Source organism: Streptococcus sp. 343_SSPC (assembly GCF_001072385.1).
GTDB lineage: Bacteria > Bacillota > Bacilli > Lactobacillales > Streptococcaceae > Streptococcus.
In genome coordinates, this window is the sequence record NZ_JVKU01000011.1 from 46,267 (window position 1) to 63,177 (window position 16,911).

16 protein-coding genes and 1 riboswitch are annotated in these 16,911 nt (G+C 41.4%); of the genes, 1 reads left to right on the forward strand and 15 read right to left on the reverse strand.

Translation table 11 applies throughout. From position 1 onward, the window contains the following. The 7 genes from ADH27_RS02365 to ADH27_RS02395 form a co-directional block, all read right to left on the reverse strand. Positions 1 to 894: an ABC transporter permease gene (locus ADH27_RS02365; protein WP_048715375.1), complete on the reverse strand. Its 894-nt coding sequence runs from the start codon at positions 892 to 894 to the stop codon at positions 1 to 3. A 10-nt stretch (positions 895 to 904) separates the two neighbouring features. Continuing rightward, the gene (locus ADH27_RS02370) at positions 905 to 1,879 is read right to left on the reverse strand and encodes an ABC transporter substrate-binding protein (protein ID WP_048715377.1); all 975 of its coding nucleotides are present in this window, start codon (positions 1,877 to 1,879) and stop codon (positions 905 to 907) included. A gap of 428 nt (positions 1,880 to 2,307) precedes the next feature. Then, on the reverse strand, positions 2,308 to 3,282 hold the full coding sequence (locus ADH27_RS02375; protein WP_048715379.1) for a hypothetical protein: 975 nt from the start codon (positions 3,280 to 3,282) through the stop codon (positions 2,308 to 2,310). Between the two features lie 271 nt (positions 3,283 to 3,553). Next, complete coding sequence (locus ADH27_RS02380; protein ID WP_048715381.1) at positions 3,554 to 4,777, reverse strand: hypothetical protein; 1,224 nt, start codon at positions 4,775 to 4,777, stop codon at positions 3,554 to 3,556. A gap of 112 nt (positions 4,778 to 4,889) precedes the next feature. Next, a complete protein-coding gene (locus ADH27_RS02385; RefSeq protein ID WP_023027140.1) occupies positions 4,890 to 6,239 on the reverse strand; it encodes a hemolysin family protein in 1,350 nt (449 codons plus the stop codon). 104 nt (positions 6,240 to 6,343) lie between these two features. Next, on the reverse strand, positions 6,344 to 7,825 hold the full coding sequence (locus tag ADH27_RS02390) for a M protein trans-acting positive regulator PRD domain-containing protein (protein WP_048715384.1): 1,482 nt from the start codon (positions 7,823 to 7,825) through the stop codon (positions 6,344 to 6,346). A gap of 431 nt (positions 7,826 to 8,256) precedes the next feature. Next, positions 8,257 to 9,384 carry an AI-2E family transporter gene (locus ADH27_RS02395; protein WP_048715385.1) on the reverse strand — a complete coding sequence of 376 codons (1,128 nt, stop codon included), beginning with the start codon at positions 9,382 to 9,384 and terminating at the stop codon, positions 8,257 to 8,259. 56 nt (positions 9,385 to 9,440) lie between these two features. Here ADH27_RS02395 and ADH27_RS02400 point away from each other — a divergent pair, with 56 nt between their 5' ends. Further along, positions 9,441 to 10,244, forward strand: a complete 804-nt coding sequence (locus ADH27_RS02400) for an ABC transporter ATP-binding protein (RefSeq protein ID WP_048715387.1) — start codon at positions 9,441 to 9,443, stop codon at positions 10,242 to 10,244. Positions 10,245 to 10,326: 82 nt separating this feature from the next. Here ADH27_RS02400 and ADH27_RS02405 read toward each other — a convergent pair whose 3' ends face one another. From ADH27_RS02405 to ADH27_RS02440, 8 genes are all read right to left on the reverse strand, one after another. After that, positions 10,327 to 12,381, reverse strand: coding sequence for a cation:proton antiporter (locus tag ADH27_RS02405; RefSeq protein ID WP_048715388.1), 2,055 nt, complete (start codon positions 12,379 to 12,381; stop codon positions 10,327 to 10,329). 3 nt (positions 12,382 to 12,384) lie between these two features. Then, positions 12,385 to 12,648: a hypothetical protein gene (locus ADH27_RS02410; protein ID WP_006595800.1), complete on the reverse strand. Its 264-nt coding sequence runs from the start codon at positions 12,646 to 12,648 to the stop codon at positions 12,385 to 12,387. Continuing rightward, positions 12,641 to 13,198, reverse strand: coding sequence for a class I SAM-dependent methyltransferase (locus ADH27_RS02415; RefSeq protein ID WP_048715390.1), 558 nt, complete (start codon positions 13,196 to 13,198; stop codon positions 12,641 to 12,643). Before ADH27_RS02415 ends, ADH27_RS02410 begins: the two co-directional genes overlap by 8 nt. A gap of 10 nt (positions 13,199 to 13,208) precedes the next feature. Beyond that, a complete protein-coding gene (locus ADH27_RS02420) occupies positions 13,209 to 14,141 on the reverse strand; it encodes a TIGR01212 family radical SAM protein (protein WP_048688267.1) in 933 nt (310 codons plus the stop codon). 23 nt (positions 14,142 to 14,164) lie between these two features. Further along, positions 14,165 to 14,476 (reverse strand): MGMT family protein, encoded by a 312-nt coding sequence (locus ADH27_RS02425; protein ID WP_048715392.1) that lies wholly within the window; start codon positions 14,474 to 14,476, stop codon positions 14,165 to 14,167. A 3-nt stretch (positions 14,477 to 14,479) separates the two neighbouring features. After that, entirely contained in the window at positions 14,480 to 15,130 is a 651-nt protein-coding gene (locus tag ADH27_RS02430; RefSeq protein WP_048715393.1) for a phosphatase PAP2 family protein, read from the reverse strand. Further along, the gene (locus ADH27_RS02435) at positions 15,120 to 15,677 is read right to left on the reverse strand and encodes an ECF transporter S component (RefSeq protein WP_048688279.1); all 558 of its coding nucleotides are present in this window, start codon (positions 15,675 to 15,677) and stop codon (positions 15,120 to 15,122) included. The genes ADH27_RS02430 and ADH27_RS02435 overlap by 11 nt, the downstream gene beginning before the upstream one ends. A 216-nt stretch (positions 15,678 to 15,893) precedes the next feature. Beyond that, a riboswitch (FMN riboswitch) is annotated at positions 15,894 to 16,127 on the reverse strand. 85 nt (positions 16,128 to 16,212) lie between these two features. Beyond that, positions 16,213 to 16,755 carry a tRNA (cytidine(34)-2'-O)-methyltransferase gene (locus tag ADH27_RS02440; protein WP_048715395.1) on the reverse strand — a complete coding sequence of 181 codons (543 nt, stop codon included), beginning with the start codon at positions 16,753 to 16,755 and terminating at the stop codon, positions 16,213 to 16,215. Between the last annotated feature and the right edge of the window lie 156 nt (positions 16,756 to 16,911).

The following is a 16,911-nucleotide window of genomic DNA, read 5'->3' on the forward strand; positions in this document are numbered from 1 at the left end:
CTAGTTGCTGGTTAATTTTAATCCACGAATCTTGAGACGTTTCTGGGCTTCTGGTGCGAACAAGACCAAGGCCAAGAGAATGGCGTTAAACAAACGGACCAAGTTTTGGTCTAGGTTTGGAATTTCGTAGATATTGAGGATAATGAGGCGGTAGACAATTGCCCCCACTCCAATCGAAAGCAAGCGTCCTCCAATGGTCAAATCATGGATCAAGACTTCTGCTAAAATAACAGCACTGAGACCTACGACGATGGTCCCTGTACCAGAAGTCACGTCTGAGAAGCCATCTGTCTGAGCGAAGAGAGCCCCACACAATGCCACCAAACCATTGGAAATCATGTAACCGAAAATCTTCATGGTGTCCACATTCACCCCATTGGCCTCACTCATCGGGATATTGTCACCAGTCGAACGAAGAACCAAACCAATCTGGGTTTTCATCAAGAGGGTCAAAATCAGACAAACCAATAACAAACAAGCAATACTAACAGCAAAGACTGCCTCCTCATTGGACAAACCCAAGCCCATCACAGACTTGAAAATGGTACTAGAATCTCCAATGGATAAATTAGGGACACCCCCCATGATCTTAATATTGATCGAATAGAGACCCGTCAGAGTCACAATCCCTGTTAAGAGCGCTGGAATCTTCATCTTGGTATGAAGAAGACCAGAGACCAAACCTGCTAGCATCCCTGCTAAAATCGAGAAGAGGGTCGCTATCCAAGGGTTTTGCCCTGCTTGGATTTGGGAAGCAACGACTGCAGCCCCAAGTGGGAAAGCCCCTTCTGCTGTCATATCCGCTATATCTAAAATGCGGAATGTTAAGAAAATACCAATGGCCATAATCGACCACAATAAACCTTCAGATAAACTTGATAATACTAAATCCATCATCCATCTCCTATTTCTTTTCGTTTATACCAGAGAGATCAATTCCTAATTTCTTAGCCATCTCTTTGTTAACATACAATTCTAGATTTTTAGGGGCCTCTACTGCCAGTTCGCCTGCCTTTTCCCCTTTCAGGATACGAATCGCCATCCGAGCAGATTGACGCCCTAACTCGGTGTAGTCTGTCCCATAGGTATAGAGCCCTCCTACTTGGGCCATTTCAATCGAACCTCCAATAACTGGAACCTGATGTTTCAAAGACACTTGTTTGATGGTTTCCATTGTGGAAGAAATGATGTTGTCTGTAGGGACAAAGACCATATCGACTTCTGACATCAAACTGTCAGCCGCTGCCTTTACATTATTACTATCTAAGATAGTCTTCTCTACGACACGATAGCCTTTGGCCTCAAGAACCTTCTTGGCTTCCTCTTTTTGAACGACTGAGTTGGGTTCACTTTGCGTATAGAGGATACCGATTGTCTTAGCTGTTGGCAAAACCTTTTGAATCAGATCGACTTGCGTAGTAATGGCATCTGAAGATTGGTCGCTCGTTCCTATCACATTGCCACCAGGCTGATCCAAGTTCTTGACCAGCTTGGCAGCCAGAGGATCCGTCACTGCAGAAAAGACTACAGGAGTCGTTTTGCTTGTATTGGCGATGCTTTGTGCTGATGGAGTCGCAATGGCAAATACAAGATCACTTTCCTGTGACAATTGATTTGAAATATTTTTCAAATTTCGCTGCTCCCCTTGGGCATTTTGATAATCAATTTCAATCTCTTCTCCATCTACATAACCTTGTTTAGCTAACTCTTCGACAAAGCCTTTTCGAGTCGCATCTAGAGACTTATGGGTAATATACTGGGAAATCCCAATCTTGATCTTTTGATGCTTAGAGGTCTTCAAGTGGTGGAGGGTCAAGAGGGAGGTCATCAGTAGACCAACTACCAGGACCGGTGCAATTAACTTCTTTACAATTTTCATGAAACATGTCTCCTTATCTAAAACATTCAAACAGAATACAAAAAACCGTTTAGATGATTCTAAACGGTTGGTATCATTCCTCACAAACTTAAAAGTATGCCAGCATTGCCGTCCATTTAGATATCATCTATATGGACCACAATCAAAAATCTTAGCCACATAGATACAAACAAATTGCTCGTTTCGTTTGCATCCATGAGTTCATGTCTACAAACATTATCTAAAGTAGCTAAAGTAAAAGTTTTGATTCAACAATGTGGAGTTCGTGTTTTTCATAAGATTCTGCTTTCGTTTTTTTATGTTGACTATCTTACCGATAATTTTTCAAGCTGTCAAGCCGAAATTCAGAATTTTTTTAATTATCTTATTTTTTTCTACGTATATCAACAAAAAAAGTGCCCGATTAGGGCACTAAATGAGCGAATATCTTATTTTTTGAAGGTGTATTTAAAATCATCCTCTTCATTCTGATAAACCGTTAACGTTCCGTTTACCAATTTATATTTGAGATTGTATTGCATTACAAAGTTCCCACCACTATTTACAAGAAATTCATGAGTTTTTTCAGACAACTCGCCTTCAAATAGCACCATATCAATGGTTCCTTTTTTTACATCAATTTCAACTCCTATTTCCTTCAAGTACCCCCATTTGCTTCGTTCCTCAATGTACTCCAATGCATTTTCCATAGAATATAAATAACTTTTATCGCCTTCAAGGAGTTTTTTTGCTGCTCCTTTAAAATCAACTTTTCCTGATGTAGAAATTTTTACTTTGTTACCCTCTACTTCCACAATCATTTCGACATCTTTAATAAATTCACTAGAGATATCTAAAGTCGAGGTGAAACTTTCTTTAAAACCAGATGTCATTTCTTTCTTCAGTTCAGGAGTAGCTGACCATTTCCCTTGAATACTATTAGGATTTTTAGCAAATAAGAAAAATGCAAGCACAGATAAAACTGCAACGGCGACAAGACTACATAATCCAATAATCAGCCCTTTCTTAGACTTCTTACCGGGTATTGGGGCTTGTCCCATATATGAGGAATTAGTCTGGTAATTCAGTTGCCCATTGTTTGGATAACCTCCCTGCATCTGAGCATTGTTATAGGATGCGAAAGGCACTCCTGCTTGAGCCGACTCCTGAACAGGAGCTTGTGGCTGAGTTCCACCTTGCCCAAAAGCTTGTCCTTGATGTTGAAACGGACTTGTTCCACCTTGGTATTGATTTGAAGTTGGGCTTGCACCTCCAAATGGAGATTGAATTGAATTTACGGGCGTATTCGGTGTCGCTTGTGTTTTTGGACTTCCAAATTGACCAAAAAGCTGTTGGAATTCCTCCTGATTGGCCGGTCGACCATGGACTCTCTCGAACTCTGCTAACCATTCTTCTGGTTTCATGACTATCACCTTCTAACCTTTACTTATTTTATTATAAAGGAAATTCATAGGAGAAGCAAACCCTACTAAAATGAGTATAAAAATCAGGAAAACCCCTGATTTTATGGCTCTATAATTTCTGCAGTGGATAAAACCACCATAGGAATTATGGAGCCTATTTTGTTGTAGAAAACAAGAACATCAAAAAGGAGAGAACCAATTTGGTCCTCTCCAGGGTATAACTTTTCATCAACCCACTACAGTTGACAATGAGCCTAAATAAGCGAATATCTTATTTTTTAAAGGAGTATTCAATTCCATAATCATTTCCATCCACGGAAACTTTCAGCGTTCCATTTTCAATTTTATACTTGAGATCGTATTTAAGGAAATGACTCGCATCTTCATCCTGAATGAATCGATGATCTTTTTCATCTACCTCACCTTCAAAGGCTACCATTTTAAGAGTGCCTTTTTTCACATCGATTTCAAGTCCCATATCCTCTAAATAGGAATTCTCACTGTTTTCTTGGATATAGTCTAAGGCATCCTCAACAGAGTAAAAATCATTGTCCCCATCATCATAGAGTTCCTTTGCAGCTCCCTTGAAATCAATCTTACCAATCACACTGATGGTTACTTTTTTCCCCTTTACCTCTACGATCATATCCATATCTTTTACAAATTCACTAGAAATATCTGATGTAGTAGAGAAAGTGCCTGCAAAAGCAGACTTCATTGTCTTTTTCATTTCAGGAGTAGCCGACCATTTTCCTTGAATACTATTTGGATTTTTAGTAAAAAAGAAAAATGCAAGCACAGATAAAACTGCAACAGCAACAAGACTACATAAACCAATAATCAGCCCTTTTTTAGACTTCTTACCTGGCATTGGAGCTTGTCCCATATATGGGGAATTAGCCTGGTAATTCAGTTGCCCATTGTTTGGGTAGCCTCCCTGCATCTGAGTGTTGTTATAAGATGCGAAGGGCGCTCCTGTTTGAGCTGCCTCCTGAACAGGAGCCTGTGGCTGAGTTCCACCTTGTCCAAAAGCCTGTCCTTGATGTTGATACTGACTTGCTCCACCTTGGAATTGATTTGGAGCTGGGCTTGCACCTCCAAATGGGGCTTGGGCCGGAGCTGGACCTCCGAACTGTGCTTGTTCTGGTGATGGCGTCACACCTCCAAACTGTGTTTGCTCTGAAGTTGGCGCTGCTCCTCCAAATGGCGTTTGCTCTGGAGTTGGCGCTGCATCTCCGAACTGTGTTTGTTCTGGGGCTGGCGCTGCTCCTCCAAATTTAGCTTGTTCTGGAAACGGTAAGGGGCCTCCAAATTGTCCTTGATTGGAAACAGGTGCTGCACCTTCAAATGGAGATTGGATTGGGTTTACGGGCGTATTCGGTGTCGTTTGTGTTTCTGGACTTCCAAACGTACCAAAAGCCTGTTGGATTTCTTCCTGATTGGCCGGTCGACCATGAACCCTCTCAAACTCTGCTAACCATTCTTCTTGTTTCATTGTGATCTCCTTCTAACCTTTAGTTATTTTATTATAAAGGAATTTCATGAGAGATGCAAATCCGTCTAAAATGAGCATAAAAAAATCAGGGAAACTCCCTGATTTGATGTTCTTATTCTTGACCTTTTGTCGCTTGCTCATCTTCATCGACTAGGTCACTGACCTCAACCTTCACCTTGGTGACACGACCATTTTTTACCTTATCATTTGTAAGGATCAGATGCTTCTTCATACTGTCTACTTCAAAACTCAAGCGTTCCTTGTGACCTGGAATCCGTCCGACACCAGTCAGGTAGTAGCCTGCAATGGTATCCACATCATCACTTTCCAACTTCACATCAAAATACTCATTGAAGTCATTTAGGGTCACAATCCCCTGCACAATATAGAGGTTGGGTTCAATTTCAAATACGTCATTTTCAGCCTTATCGGTCTCATCATCAATTTCACCGACGATTTCCTCAAGAAGGTCCTCCAAGGTTACCAGACCAGCCATTCCTCCATACTCATCAAGCAAAATGGCCATCTGATTTTGTGTATTCCGGAGCTCCTTCAAAAGATCATCCACAAAGATCGTTTCCGGTACAAATAGTGGTTCCTGAAGGATCTTGCGAAGAGCGATGTTATCAAATCCATTCACAAAACCTTCATTAAGCAAACGTTTGGTATGGATCAGACCAATGACATTGTCCTTGTCATCATCATAGACAGGAATACGAGAAAAATTCTGCTTTAAGATACTTTCGATGATTTCTCTGGTATCATCTTGGATATCCACCATAAAGGCATCCGTACGAGGAACCATTAGCTCACGCGCCATCAGCTCATCTAGTGAAAAGACTCCTTGCAACATTTCAATCTCGTCAGCATCCAGACTTGTTTCACTCTTAGCCAGCATATAGGCAATCTCATCTCGTGACATCTCTTCGTCTGCATCATCAAATTGCATAGGGGTCAGACGACTGACCAGATTGGTTGATGCCGATAAGAGCCAGACAAAGGGGCTAACGATTTTTCCTAGTAAAATCACAATTGGAGCCGTTCGAATAGCCAAGCTATCTTTCAGATTCATGGCAATACGCTTCGGATATAACTCACCAAATACAATTGAAATATAGGTCAGAAAAGCCAGTGAGAGGAAGCTAGCTATCGCACGTGCTGTCTCCGTATTTCCCATCCAAGAAGCGATAACTTTCCCAAGATCATCAGCTAGGCTTGCCCCAGATAAGATGGTAATCAAGGTGATACCAACCTGAATCGTAGATAAAAAGTGGTTGGGATTTTCCAATACCTTTAAGAGACGAATATATTTTTTATCGCCTTCCTCAGCCTTTTGCTCTACGCGAGAACGGTTCAGCGATACCATCGACATCTCCGTTGCAGAGAAAAATGCATTTAATAAGGTCAATACAAATAGTAAAACAAATTGCAGTATTAAATCCTGACTGCCAGGGTCTTCCATGGATATTCTCCTCAATGTATAGTAATAATGCCCATTATATCATATTTTTTAAAATGGTGCATAGTTGCAAAAATTTCCCTCCTAAAAGAGGAGGGAAGGCTCAGTTATACTCCATAACGTGTAAAATCATAAAAGAGTACATTCAGTTTTTCTACAAGTTCCAAAAGGGTCAAACTACTTGTACAAATAAATTTTTTCCCTTTGATATTCGGAATCATAAAGTTGGCAACAATGACATCATATTCGGTATGCTCTAGTTCATGAAGATTAAAGTCATGCTTGATGACCTGTGAAAATTCAAAGTTATCCGTACAATAGAATTTTAAGAAATCAATCATGGACTTGGCATGATGGTCATCGTATCGGCTAATGATTAAGACTTTGACAGCTGTCCGTCTCCTTAATAGTTGAGGCAATAGATTTTCCCAATGTGAAAATACGGTATAAATCTGATGCTTGAGGTTTTCAGGATTTTCATGAAAGCCCATCTCTTTAAGATAGTGATACAAACCAGTTTCAACATCCTGATAAAATTTAGGGAAGAGGGTTCGATAATCCTCATTGGTATAGCTCTTGGTATCATAGAGAAGAAATTCACCAAAGATTTCACGCCGCTCCAAATAGGCAGTGTTGTGAATATGCATGATCATCTCTTCATAATTCTCAAGTTCTAAACCATAAGATTCACTCAGGTGATCAAGAAATTGAGAGGCTAAAATATAGGATTTTTTTGTAACAGCATCTTCCTCAGTAGCGTCGATCAAATCCTGTGGAGTAAAATAGAAGCGTTTCTGTAGGAAGATAATAAAGAGCTGTTCAATGGTTTCTTCATTAAATTCTACACCCAGCTGCAAACCAAAATAACGAAGCATCTCATTGATTTTTGGGAGCTCTTGATAGAGATAGGCGTATTGTTCAAAATTATTGGCCCCTTCAATTCGATAACCTTGCTTAATCCGGTATAGGTAGACCGTCAGCATAATTTTATAGGAATGGAAGATCGAATAAGTCAGTGGGATTTCTGTCAATTTATAGAAGAAGGTGATGAAATCAATAATGACTTGCTCTCTGATATCTGGAAATGGCCACTCTAAATAATAATACCGCTCTGCAAAATACTGGGAATAGAAAAATCGAATATCGACTTCATCCCCCACAACATTTAGAGGATTCAAGGTGATTCGAATATTGTACTTTTCCTGAATAATTTGGTTGATATTTCGAATCAAGCGATAAAATGATTGCTGGCTGAGATTATACCGTCTACAAATTAAGTCACTGGAAACATCCTTATGGAAGAACAAGTATTCCAAGAGGGAGAAAGCTGTAGATTCTTTAAAGAAGTGATGATAGACCACCTCAATCCCAATCGAATCGTCATAGCTAATCTTAATACCATTTGTCGAAGATTCAATCAAAAATTTATTAAAGACCGTCCGTAAATTTGAAAGATCCTCCTTTAATGACCGCTCTGTACAATCTAACATTTCAGCGAGTTCCTTCAAATGAAACCAGCGCTTTTCACGAATTAATGTTTCTAGCAAACGCATTTGGCGTCGCTGCTTTTTGGCAAGCAATTCTATCATCTTATAGAAACTCCTTGATTTTGTATCATTACTAATTCATTATAACATATTTTCTTAAAGGAAAGCTAAAACTTTAAGATTCAAGTACTTAGCTTATCCTGTTTAAGTCCATACTCAAAAAGGAATGGTCACCCATTCCTTTTTTAATGTAGACATACTATTGTTTTACATAAAACAGCTAGATAATTTTCAAAAAATGACTCTTATTTTTTGAGTCATTCAAGTAGAGCTAAAACTTTCCGCTGTGAGAAAAGTGCCTGAAACAATTATGTTTCAGGCACTCGGAATTATTGAGACCTTAGGCTCAATAATTAGTCATGGAACTTCGACGAAGTTCGCTGACGTCCCTACTCACCTAAGGAAAGTTTTTTTAGAAGACTTTATCTTCAATTTGAAAGGAATGGTCACCCATTCCCTTCTCGTTTATTCTGTTAGGATTTATTGATGATTCCATACTCTTCTTGCTTGCGCTGTTCCTTTGTCTTTTTATGATTTTCATACAAGGCCACGAGGAATTTCACGATCTCTTTACCGATCGAATAAACCGGAATGGCCACAACCATCCCAATCACACCATAGATGTTACTGGATAAGAGCAAGAGGACCATGATGGTAATGGGATGCACCTTCATCACCCCTCCCACAATCCGAGGGTAGAGGATATTTCCGTCAATCTGTTGGACGATGAGCATGAAGATAACAGCTTTGATCATCATATTGAAATCCGTGAAGGCATAGGTAACCACCATAGGAATCAAGCCAATCGTCGGTCCAATGTAAGGAATGAGGTTAGCCAAGGCTGAGAAAATCGCAAAGACCAAGGCATACTTCAAACCGATAAAACTGTAGCCAATAAAGGCTAAAGTCCCGATGATTAAAGCATCGATAGAAATCCCACTAATATAGCGAGAAACTGTTTGGTTGAGACTCACTAAGAGAGAGGTAATATTCCGCCGGTCATTTTTCAGGATGGTCCGCTCTAACATCGGTAGTAGTTTTTTCCCATCAATCAAGAAGTAAACCAGGAATATCGGTGTCATCACCAGAATGAAGAGTGTATTGACAATCGTTGACACAACACTACCTAAACTATTGGTCACACTGTTTAAGATATTTTGTAGAATATCCACATAAGATAGGTTTAACTGCTGAATGGTTGATTGGATATTGATACTCTGAAAGGCTGGATTCTTTGATAACTTCGTCACAAAACTTTGCACTTCCCAATACAAGCCTTGGGTTGAATTAATCAAGCTTGTCAACTGGTTGATCAAAATAGGCAGGATATAAACAATCCCATAAATAATCAATCCAAAAAGGGTTACCAAGGTTAATAGAATACCCAAAATTCGATTCAGATGAAATTTCTTTTCCAAAAATTCTACGATTGGATTGGTGATGTAGTACAAGAAACCAGCAATCAAAAATGGAAGAATAATGGTATTCAGAACGGATACAAAGGGAGAGATCAGGCTTCCCATACTTCCCCAAATATAGAATATAATTGTTAATAATAGGACTTCACAGGTCCAGAAAAATAATTTACTTTTATGAAACATCCCTTTCCTCCTATCTGCTATTTTATCATATTTATGGTAAAATAGAGAATATTTTTATGAAGGTTAAAAAGATGAAAGAAAGATTAATTGAACTGAAAGACGTCACTCTCAGAAAAGAAGGAAAAAATCTCCTTTCCCGTTTGAATTGGACCGTCAATAAAGGGGAAACCTGGGCCATCCTTGGACTGAATGGTGCTGGCAAATCGACCCTACTCCGTCTCTTAATGGCGGAATATTGGAAAACGGAAGGGGAAGTTTCTGTCCTTGGAACACAATTTGGACAAGGAGGGATTCCTGAACTCCGCAAGCGAATCGGAGTGGTCAGCTCCTTTATTTCTGAGCGCCTCCCTGAATCTCTATCCCCAGAAGAAATCGTCCTCACTGGAAAATACAAGAGTAGCATTCTTTATACAGCTTATGGAGAAAAAGAACTCGAGGAAGCACGATCCATGTTGCGTCGCATCGGTGCTGCTTCTTTGATTGGGCGAAAATACCGGACTCTCTCTCAAGGGGAAAAACAGACGATTCTTATCGCCCGTAGTCTCATGGAAGAGCCCGATCTTCTCATCTTTGACGAAGCCTCTAGTGGTCTTGACTTATTTGCTCGGGAAGCGATCTTTCAGCTAATCCAACAGATCAAGCAGATGGAAAAGGCGCCGACCATTCTCTTTGTCACCCACCATGCAGAGGAAATCACCAAGTCCTTTAGCCATGTCCTTCTCCTCAAGGAGGGACAAAGTTTTGCCCAAGGACCTAAGGAGGAAATTCTCACCCAAGAAACGCTATCAGCTTTTTACGGGGGAAAGGTCCAGCTGATTCCAATCGGGGAAGAACGCTATTATATCCAGCCAGAGCAGTAAAAAGACTTACTAAGATACAAAACAAAGAGATTGGGACAAGCGTCACCAATCTCTTTTCTTCTATTAAAGCGGAAACTCACTTTTACCGATTCCGAGCATAATTGATCATGTCATAAGGAAGAGTATTGGCACTTTCTCTTAAGGAATAGTTTTCCAATTCGTTGACATTTTGGCGCATGCGACGCGCATACTTAGCCGAAATCAAGTGCTGCTCCTCATATTCGAAAATCAATTTTCTTTCTAAGTAATAGCCTCTTAGCATCTCGTCAATATTATTAGGCTTGATGCGATTGATAACCCGCTCTACAAAAGCACCACTGGTAATCAACGATGTTTCCCGCAGACGAGATTCTTGAAGGAAGGAAATCAAGGTACTCCGATAAATCCCTTTTAGGTTTTCCAAACTCTCGATAATGATTTCCGTATTGGCCAGATACAAGGCAGCAATCTGGTCATAGTCGATGGCTTCAAGCTTGTAATTCTCTCCGTTTTTCCATGCCCGAATACCGGATCCAAAGGTCACAAGCTCGTGCAACAGCAGTCGGAGCAAGCGGAAGAGCACCAAGAAATAATAGGTCAGGTGCGATGACAGATTGCGGTTGACCTTCTGCTCCATAGATCGAAGATAACGTTGGTAGACATGGTAACTTCTATCTCGAATCTTTCCTTCTTCATAAGCCTGTTCCAAGCCATCGTTTTCAATACTAAGAATAAGGAGTTTTAGTTGTTCCCAGTCTCTTTGAGTCGCTTTATCCTCCTGATTGAGAATCATATTTTCTATCCGTCCATGATAATTATCAATCGCCGCGTATAAAGGACCCTTCTGCTTGGTCACCGTCAACTCTTTCTCCAATAGCATGACGACATCATTCAAGATAGCAATATGCATCAAATGATCATTGGATTCCTCTTTGTCCTCGGATAGTTTTGGGAGGACGAGAAGTCCGATTAAGAAACTACACAAGGTGACCCCTGCTACTAAAAACAAGAGAACTGGATATTCTGCTTCTAGATGCGTCGGTATCAAGAGAATGGTCGCAATTGACACTGTTCCTTTGACCCCTGAAAAGGTCAACAAGAGGGCATCTTTCAGATACTTATCAATGGTTTTTTTCAATCGGAAACCCCGATACCAGTAAAATCCATACACCATCAAAAAGCGAATCAGGAACAAGAGCCCCGTCAATAAGAGAACAGTCACAATCAAGAGCAGATTGTTGTAAAAGGGAGTCCTCAAAATTGGCTCAGAAATCATCTCCAGCTCCATCCCCAAAAGGACAAAGACAGACCCATTGAGGACAAAATTGACTGTATTCCATACCGTATGCGTGACCGTATCCACCTTGGCTTCTAGTAGGGTAATTTTCTTAAACCGACTAGCCTTTAGGATCCCAGCCACGACAACCGCAATAATCCCTGATACATGGATCTCTTCTGCGATAAAGAAAGTCAGTAAGGGGAGACTCAATTCTAAAATGAGTTCACTGGCAATATCCGTTGCCCGAACACTGAGCAGTAATTTTTGAAGCCCACGGTTGACAGTAGCTGTCACTATCCCGACCGCAAACCCTCCTAAAATAGAGATGACCAAGTCCCAACTAGCTTGGCCCAAGGAAAAGACTCCAGTGGTCCATGCAGCTAGAGCCACACGAAAGGCAACCAAACCTGAAGCATCATTGAGCAAGCCCTCTCCTTTTAGAATGTTGGAGATTCGTTTTGGAAAGGTAAAGCGTTCCGAAAGGGAGGCAAAAGCCACCAAATCAGTCGGCCCGAGCGCTGCCCCTACTGCCATACAGGCCGCTAGTGGAATTCCTAGCCACAAGAGATGGGCCAACCAACCCAAGCTAAGGGTCGAAATAAAAATAACTGGGAAGATTAAAAAGGCGATAATGCGCCAGTGCTTCAGAATCGAGGTAATGTCTGCTTCTTCTGCTTCTCGAAAGAGGAGCGGTCCAATAACCAAGGCCAAAAAGAGCTCGGTATCTAGATGGTACTCCGAATTGGGTAAGAGAAAGCCAATCCCAATCCCTAATAATATCTGGATCAAAGGGAGGGGCAAGGTCGGAATCAACTTATTGGTCGCATTGGAGACAATCAGGATCAAGGAAAAGACAATGGCGTATACAAGAATCTCCATCCCTTATCCTCCTGATCGTTGGTTACAACAGTCCTCAAAGAGTTGCTTTTGTTCTTGGATCTTTTGATCAATCTTTGTCAGATCCTTGTGCTCAATTTTCTTCTGGCAACGTTCCATTTCAAGAGAGACCAGCTTCTTCTTGATTTTGATCATCTTTTTGCTCATCCGTGCTTCATCTAAAAAACCAACGGCACGTTCATGAGAGGTGGACTCCACAAAATCGTGTCGAAGAGCATCAATTTTATTTTTTAAAAATTCTTTATCCATGGCGATAACTTTCTAATTTTTCGATCATGACTAAAAATGGGGGATGGTTGATCTGGTTCAGGGTCCGGTAAGTAGTGACCGTAAATTCTTGTTGAGGAAGTTGGGAGACAAACTCCAAGACAGCATCTTTTTCTAGGTCCCCACCCTCATGACCATAATAGATCATAATGGCTATTCGCCCTCCCTTGATCAAGCGGTGACAGAGTTTATCAATGGCTTGGATCGTTGTTCTGGGCTGGGTAATAATGGACTTGTCTGCTGAAGGAAGATAGCCTAAGTTGAAGATAGCCGCCTTGACCTGCTTTACATAGTGATCTACTTCTTCATGCCCCTTTAACAGAAGGTGGGCATTGGAAAGACCTGCTTCTTCCAAACGCTTTTGCGTTTGGACCAAGGCCTGCTCTTGAATATCAAATGCATAGACTTCTTTGGCTAGTTTTGCCAAGAAAAGGGTATCATGCCCATTGCCCATGGTCGCATCAACTACAGTATCTTGATCTGTAATGACCTCCCTAAGAAAATCATGGGCCATCTCTAATGGTCGCAACATGCTACTCCTCCTATTTTCCTACTTTACAACCTTGAACACTTCCACGACGACGCATCTCAGCTTCAATGGCATTCAGTACTTCCCACTTATTGAGACTCCACATCGGTCCTATCAGCATTTCGCGTGGAGCATCTCCTGTAATCCGGTGGATGACGATCTCCTTGGGAATGATCTCCAGTTGGTCACAGATGACCGACACGTATTCCTCCTGACTCATCAATTGCAAGCGCCCTTCATGGTAGTCTCGTTGCATCCGGGTATTGGTCATGAGATGGAGCAGATGCAATTTAATGCCCTGGATATCGTTGTCTGTTACACAACGGCGGACATTCTCCACCATCATCTCATGCGTCTCCCCAGGAAGACCGTTGATTAAGTGTGAAACAATCTCTGCCTTAGGGACCTGTTGGCGAATCCGCTTCACCGTTTCCACATAGAGTTCATAGCTATGGGCTCGGTTGATCAATTCAGATGTCGTTTCATAAGTCGTCTGCAAGCCTAGCTCAATAGTCACATGCATGCGCTCTGTCAATTCTGCTAGATAGGCCAACGTTTCATCCGGCAAGCAGTCTGGTCGTGTCCCGATGTTAATCCCTACGACACCTGGTTCATTGATGGCTTGCTCATAGCGCTCCCGAATGACATCGACGGATTCATGCGTATTAGTGAAATTTTGAAAATAGACCAAATACTTTTTGACGTCGGGCCATTTGCGGTGCATAAAATCAATTTCTTTGTAAAACTGATCCCGAATAGGGGCATCTGGTGCTACGATGGCATCCCCAGAGCCAGAAACTGTACAAAAAGTACAGCCCCCTCGAGCAACAGTTCCATCACGATTGGGACAGTCAAAGCCCGCATCGATTGGGACTTTGAAGGTCTTTTCTCCAAATAAGGTTCGGTAATAATCATTTAAGGTCGTATAGGATTTCATACCCCTCATTATAGCAAAAAAGCAGAGTGAACTCAAAGTTGAGTCTCCTCTGCTTTCCATTTGTGTTTTTTAAGATCCACACAACCGTTGGATTTGAATTCCACCCCTTCTGCCCAGAGAAGCGTGCCTTGCTCTTCCCAATCAGGAGCCAGGCGACCAGTAGAGGTCACAACCCGGTGACAGGGATAAGTCACAGCTTTTGTAGAAGTGGCCAAGACCTTGCCGACCTGGCGGGCATGGCGAGGATAGCCAATGAGTTGGGCAATTTGACCATAGGTGGCCACACATCCCAGGGGAATCTGAGCAACGACCCTTAGGACCTTTTCTTCAAATAAATCGTTCATGCTTTACTTCTGCTTACTCTTAAAGCGCCATTCAAAACGCAAACGGTCGTAATAAGGAAAGACCATTTGCAAAAGACCAAATCCCAAAAGCATACTTCCTGTGACGTCTGTCGGGTAATGAACCCCAACATAGACACGAGATACAACGATGATCACCATACAAAGGAAGAGGGCAAGCTGAGCCAGGACTTTCCCGACTTGAGAGGTCATCCGTTGCCCTACCACAATGATCAAACTACCGAAGACCAGGGTGGCAGCTAAAGAGTGGCCACTTGGGAAAGAATAGCCCCCTTCTTGGACCAAATGTTGAAGTGCTGGCCGTGGACGTAAATAGATGTGTTTCAAGATTACCACGAGTAATCCAGTTGTAACTAAACTCCCGGTGAGGAGGAGGGCCTCCGTATACCATTTCTTCCAGACAAAGAAGAGGACAATGACGCCAACCCAGGATGCAACAACGGGTGTGTTCATCAGCACTGTTACACGGGTAAAGAAGGCTGTCAAATAGACTGGTAAATCCCCGCGAATAGCCGATTGAATCGGTTGATCGATTCCGACTAAATTTTCCGGATAAAATTTGACTACATAGCCCAGAATCATAAATAACAAAAGGGCAAAAGAGCCCTTTAAGAAATGAGATTGTTTATTTTTCATAGATTTTAAGTAGGGGCTGTACGACGGTGTATACCATCCAGAAGGTTACAGCCCAAATCAGTCCTTCTATTAGATTAAAGGGAACAACCATACTGAGAAGATACTTTTCAACTCCGACCATCTTTGCGATGTCAAAACCAACAAATTTGGCATAGAGAGGGATGGCATAATAGTAATTGACTAGGAGCATGGAAATGGTTAAACCAATGGTCCCAACTAGACTAGCAATTACAAACCGAACCTGGCTTTTCTTCTTATTCCAAATGACTGCAAATGCTAAGACAAAGACTAAGACGCCAATGATATTAATCGGTAAGCCAACCAAGGTCTCAGCTCCTCGACCATTCAAAACCAACTTGAGAACAGATCGAATCAAAACCACCACAACTGAGCTCTTTAGATCTAATAGAACTAAGGCGAGTAAGATTGGAATCGTACTAAAGTCAACCTTTAAAAAATCAATCCCTATTGATAGTTGATAAAACATCAATAGAAAAGAAAGTGCAGATAAAACAGCCACTAGGGTCAGTTTACGAGTATTTGTCATCACAGGTTCCTCCAATTTTTACTAAAATTAGAAGAAGTTGGAAAGATTCCCTTAACCTTATTCTATTTCAATCGTTTTAAAGAAAACTTAAACAGTTCCTTAATACTTGACGAAAAAAGCCCTGATGCTACAAGAAAAAAGCGCAAAGACTGATTTCTTATAGAATCAACAAAATTTCCATAAAGTCCATCGTCAAAAAGAACAGGTTTGTTCCTCTCTCGTCTTCTCCCATCCAGACTATACTGTCGGTTGTGGAATCACACCACATCAGCTTGCGCTCGCGGACTTCTTTTAGAGTATGGAAATGGAGATTTTCTTTTAGACGAGGCGACAAGCTCTAGGCATAACTTCTAGTTAGGCAAAACTTGACAACAAAGTAGAAAAGGAAAAGAACATTTCCTAGTAAAAGTCACCGCCGGTCGGGAATTACACCCTGCCCTGAAGACTCCTTAATCATAACAAAAAACACCTGCTATTGCAAGTGTTTTGTAATATCAAAAGTTACAACAAAACTCCTTTTGTAAAGAGTCTCTTCCTACTTCAACTTATCTCCCTCATACTGATGGACCAGCTCTAAGCCTGAAAACTCCTGTTGTCTGAGGGCTTCGTAGACAATCATACAAACGGTATTGGAGACATTCAAGCTTCTGACATGTTCATCATTCATCGGAATCCGAATCGCCTTTTCAGCATGAAGCCGCATAAAATCCTCTGGTAAGCCTTTGTCCTCACGACCAAAAATGAAATAATGTTCTGCATCATCATTGTAATCCACATCTGAATAAGTCTGATCAGCAAATTTTGAAACCAGGTGGACCTTTCCTCCAGCTGCAGCCTCCATAAATTCATCCAAGCTGTCGTAAAAGCGAACATCCAACTTATCCCAATAATCCAGTCCCGCACGTTTCATTTTCCGATCATCGATAGGAAAAGCCATGGGCCGAATGATGTGAAGAGGAGCATTGGTGGCCGCACAAGTACGAGCAATGTTCCCTGTGTTTTGGGGAATTTGAGGTTGATAGAGAACTACATGGTTTTTTGATTTGGTTTCTGTATAAGCTAATTCTTCAATATTCATCACAATCTCATTTCTGGCAAAAAAATAGCCACACTGCCCGGAGTCAAGCTCAGCAAACAGCGTGGTTACGACTTCATTAACTTAACTCACAACAGGTTTGAGGTAAATCAATGAGGTTACTGTATCAGTATACCACTTTCATGCCTCCTGTCAACT

What these genes read in the sequence shown, in the direction of transcription:
- ADH27_RS02365 (WP_048715375.1), bottom strand. Translation starts at nt 894, where the DNA reads ATGGATTTAGTATTATCAAGTTTATCTGAAGGTTTATTGTGGTCGATT.
- ADH27_RS02370 (WP_048715377.1), bottom strand. Translation starts at nt 1,879, where the DNA reads ATGAAAATTGTAAAGAAGTTAATTGCACCGGTCCTGGTAGTTGGTCTA.
- ADH27_RS02375 (WP_048715379.1), bottom strand. Translation starts at nt 3,282, where the DNA reads ATGAAACCAGAAGAATGGTTAGCAGAGTTCGAGAGAGTCCATGGTCGA.
- ADH27_RS02380 (WP_048715381.1), bottom strand. Translation starts at nt 4,777, where the DNA reads ATGAAACAAGAAGAATGGTTAGCAGAGTTTGAGAGGGTTCATGGTCGA.
- ADH27_RS02385 (WP_023027140.1), bottom strand. Translation starts at nt 6,239, where the DNA reads ATGGAAGACCCTGGCAGTCAGGATTTAATACTGCAATTTGTTTTACTA.
- ADH27_RS02390 (WP_048715384.1), bottom strand. Translation starts at nt 7,825, where the DNA reads ATGATAGAATTGCTTGCCAAAAAGCAGCGACGCCAAATGCGTTTGCTA.
- ADH27_RS02395 (WP_048715385.1), bottom strand. Translation starts at nt 9,384, where the DNA reads ATGTTTCATAAAAGTAAATTATTTTTCTGGACCTGTGAAGTCCTATTA.
- ADH27_RS02400 (WP_048715387.1), top strand. Translation starts at nt 9,441, where the DNA reads ATGAAGGTTAAAAAGATGAAAGAAAGATTAATTGAACTGAAAGACGTC.
- ADH27_RS02405 (WP_048715388.1), bottom strand. Translation starts at nt 12,381, where the DNA reads ATGGAGATTCTTGTATACGCCATTGTCTTTTCCTTGATCCTGATTGTC.
- ADH27_RS02410 (WP_006595800.1), bottom strand. Translation starts at nt 12,648, where the DNA reads ATGGATAAAGAATTTTTAAAAAATAAAATTGATGCTCTTCGACACGAT.
- ADH27_RS02415 (WP_048715390.1), bottom strand. Translation starts at nt 13,198, where the DNA reads ATGTTGCGACCATTAGAGATGGCCCATGATTTTCTTAGGGAGGTCATT.
- ADH27_RS02420 (WP_048688267.1), bottom strand. Translation starts at nt 14,141, where the DNA reads ATGAGGGGTATGAAATCCTATACGACCTTAAATGATTATTACCGAACC.
- ADH27_RS02425 (WP_048715392.1), bottom strand. Translation starts at nt 14,476, where the DNA reads ATGAACGATTTATTTGAAGAAAAGGTCCTAAGGGTCGTTGCTCAGATT.
- ADH27_RS02430 (WP_048715393.1), bottom strand. Translation starts at nt 15,130, where the DNA reads ATGAAAAATAAACAATCTCATTTCTTAAAGGGCTCTTTTGCCCTTTTG.
- ADH27_RS02435 (WP_048688279.1), bottom strand. Translation starts at nt 15,677, where the DNA reads ATGACAAATACTCGTAAACTGACCCTAGTGGCTGTTTTATCTGCACTT.
- ADH27_RS02440 (WP_048715395.1), bottom strand. Translation starts at nt 16,755, where the DNA reads ATGAATATTGAAGAATTAGCTTATACAGAAACCAAATCAAAAAACCAT.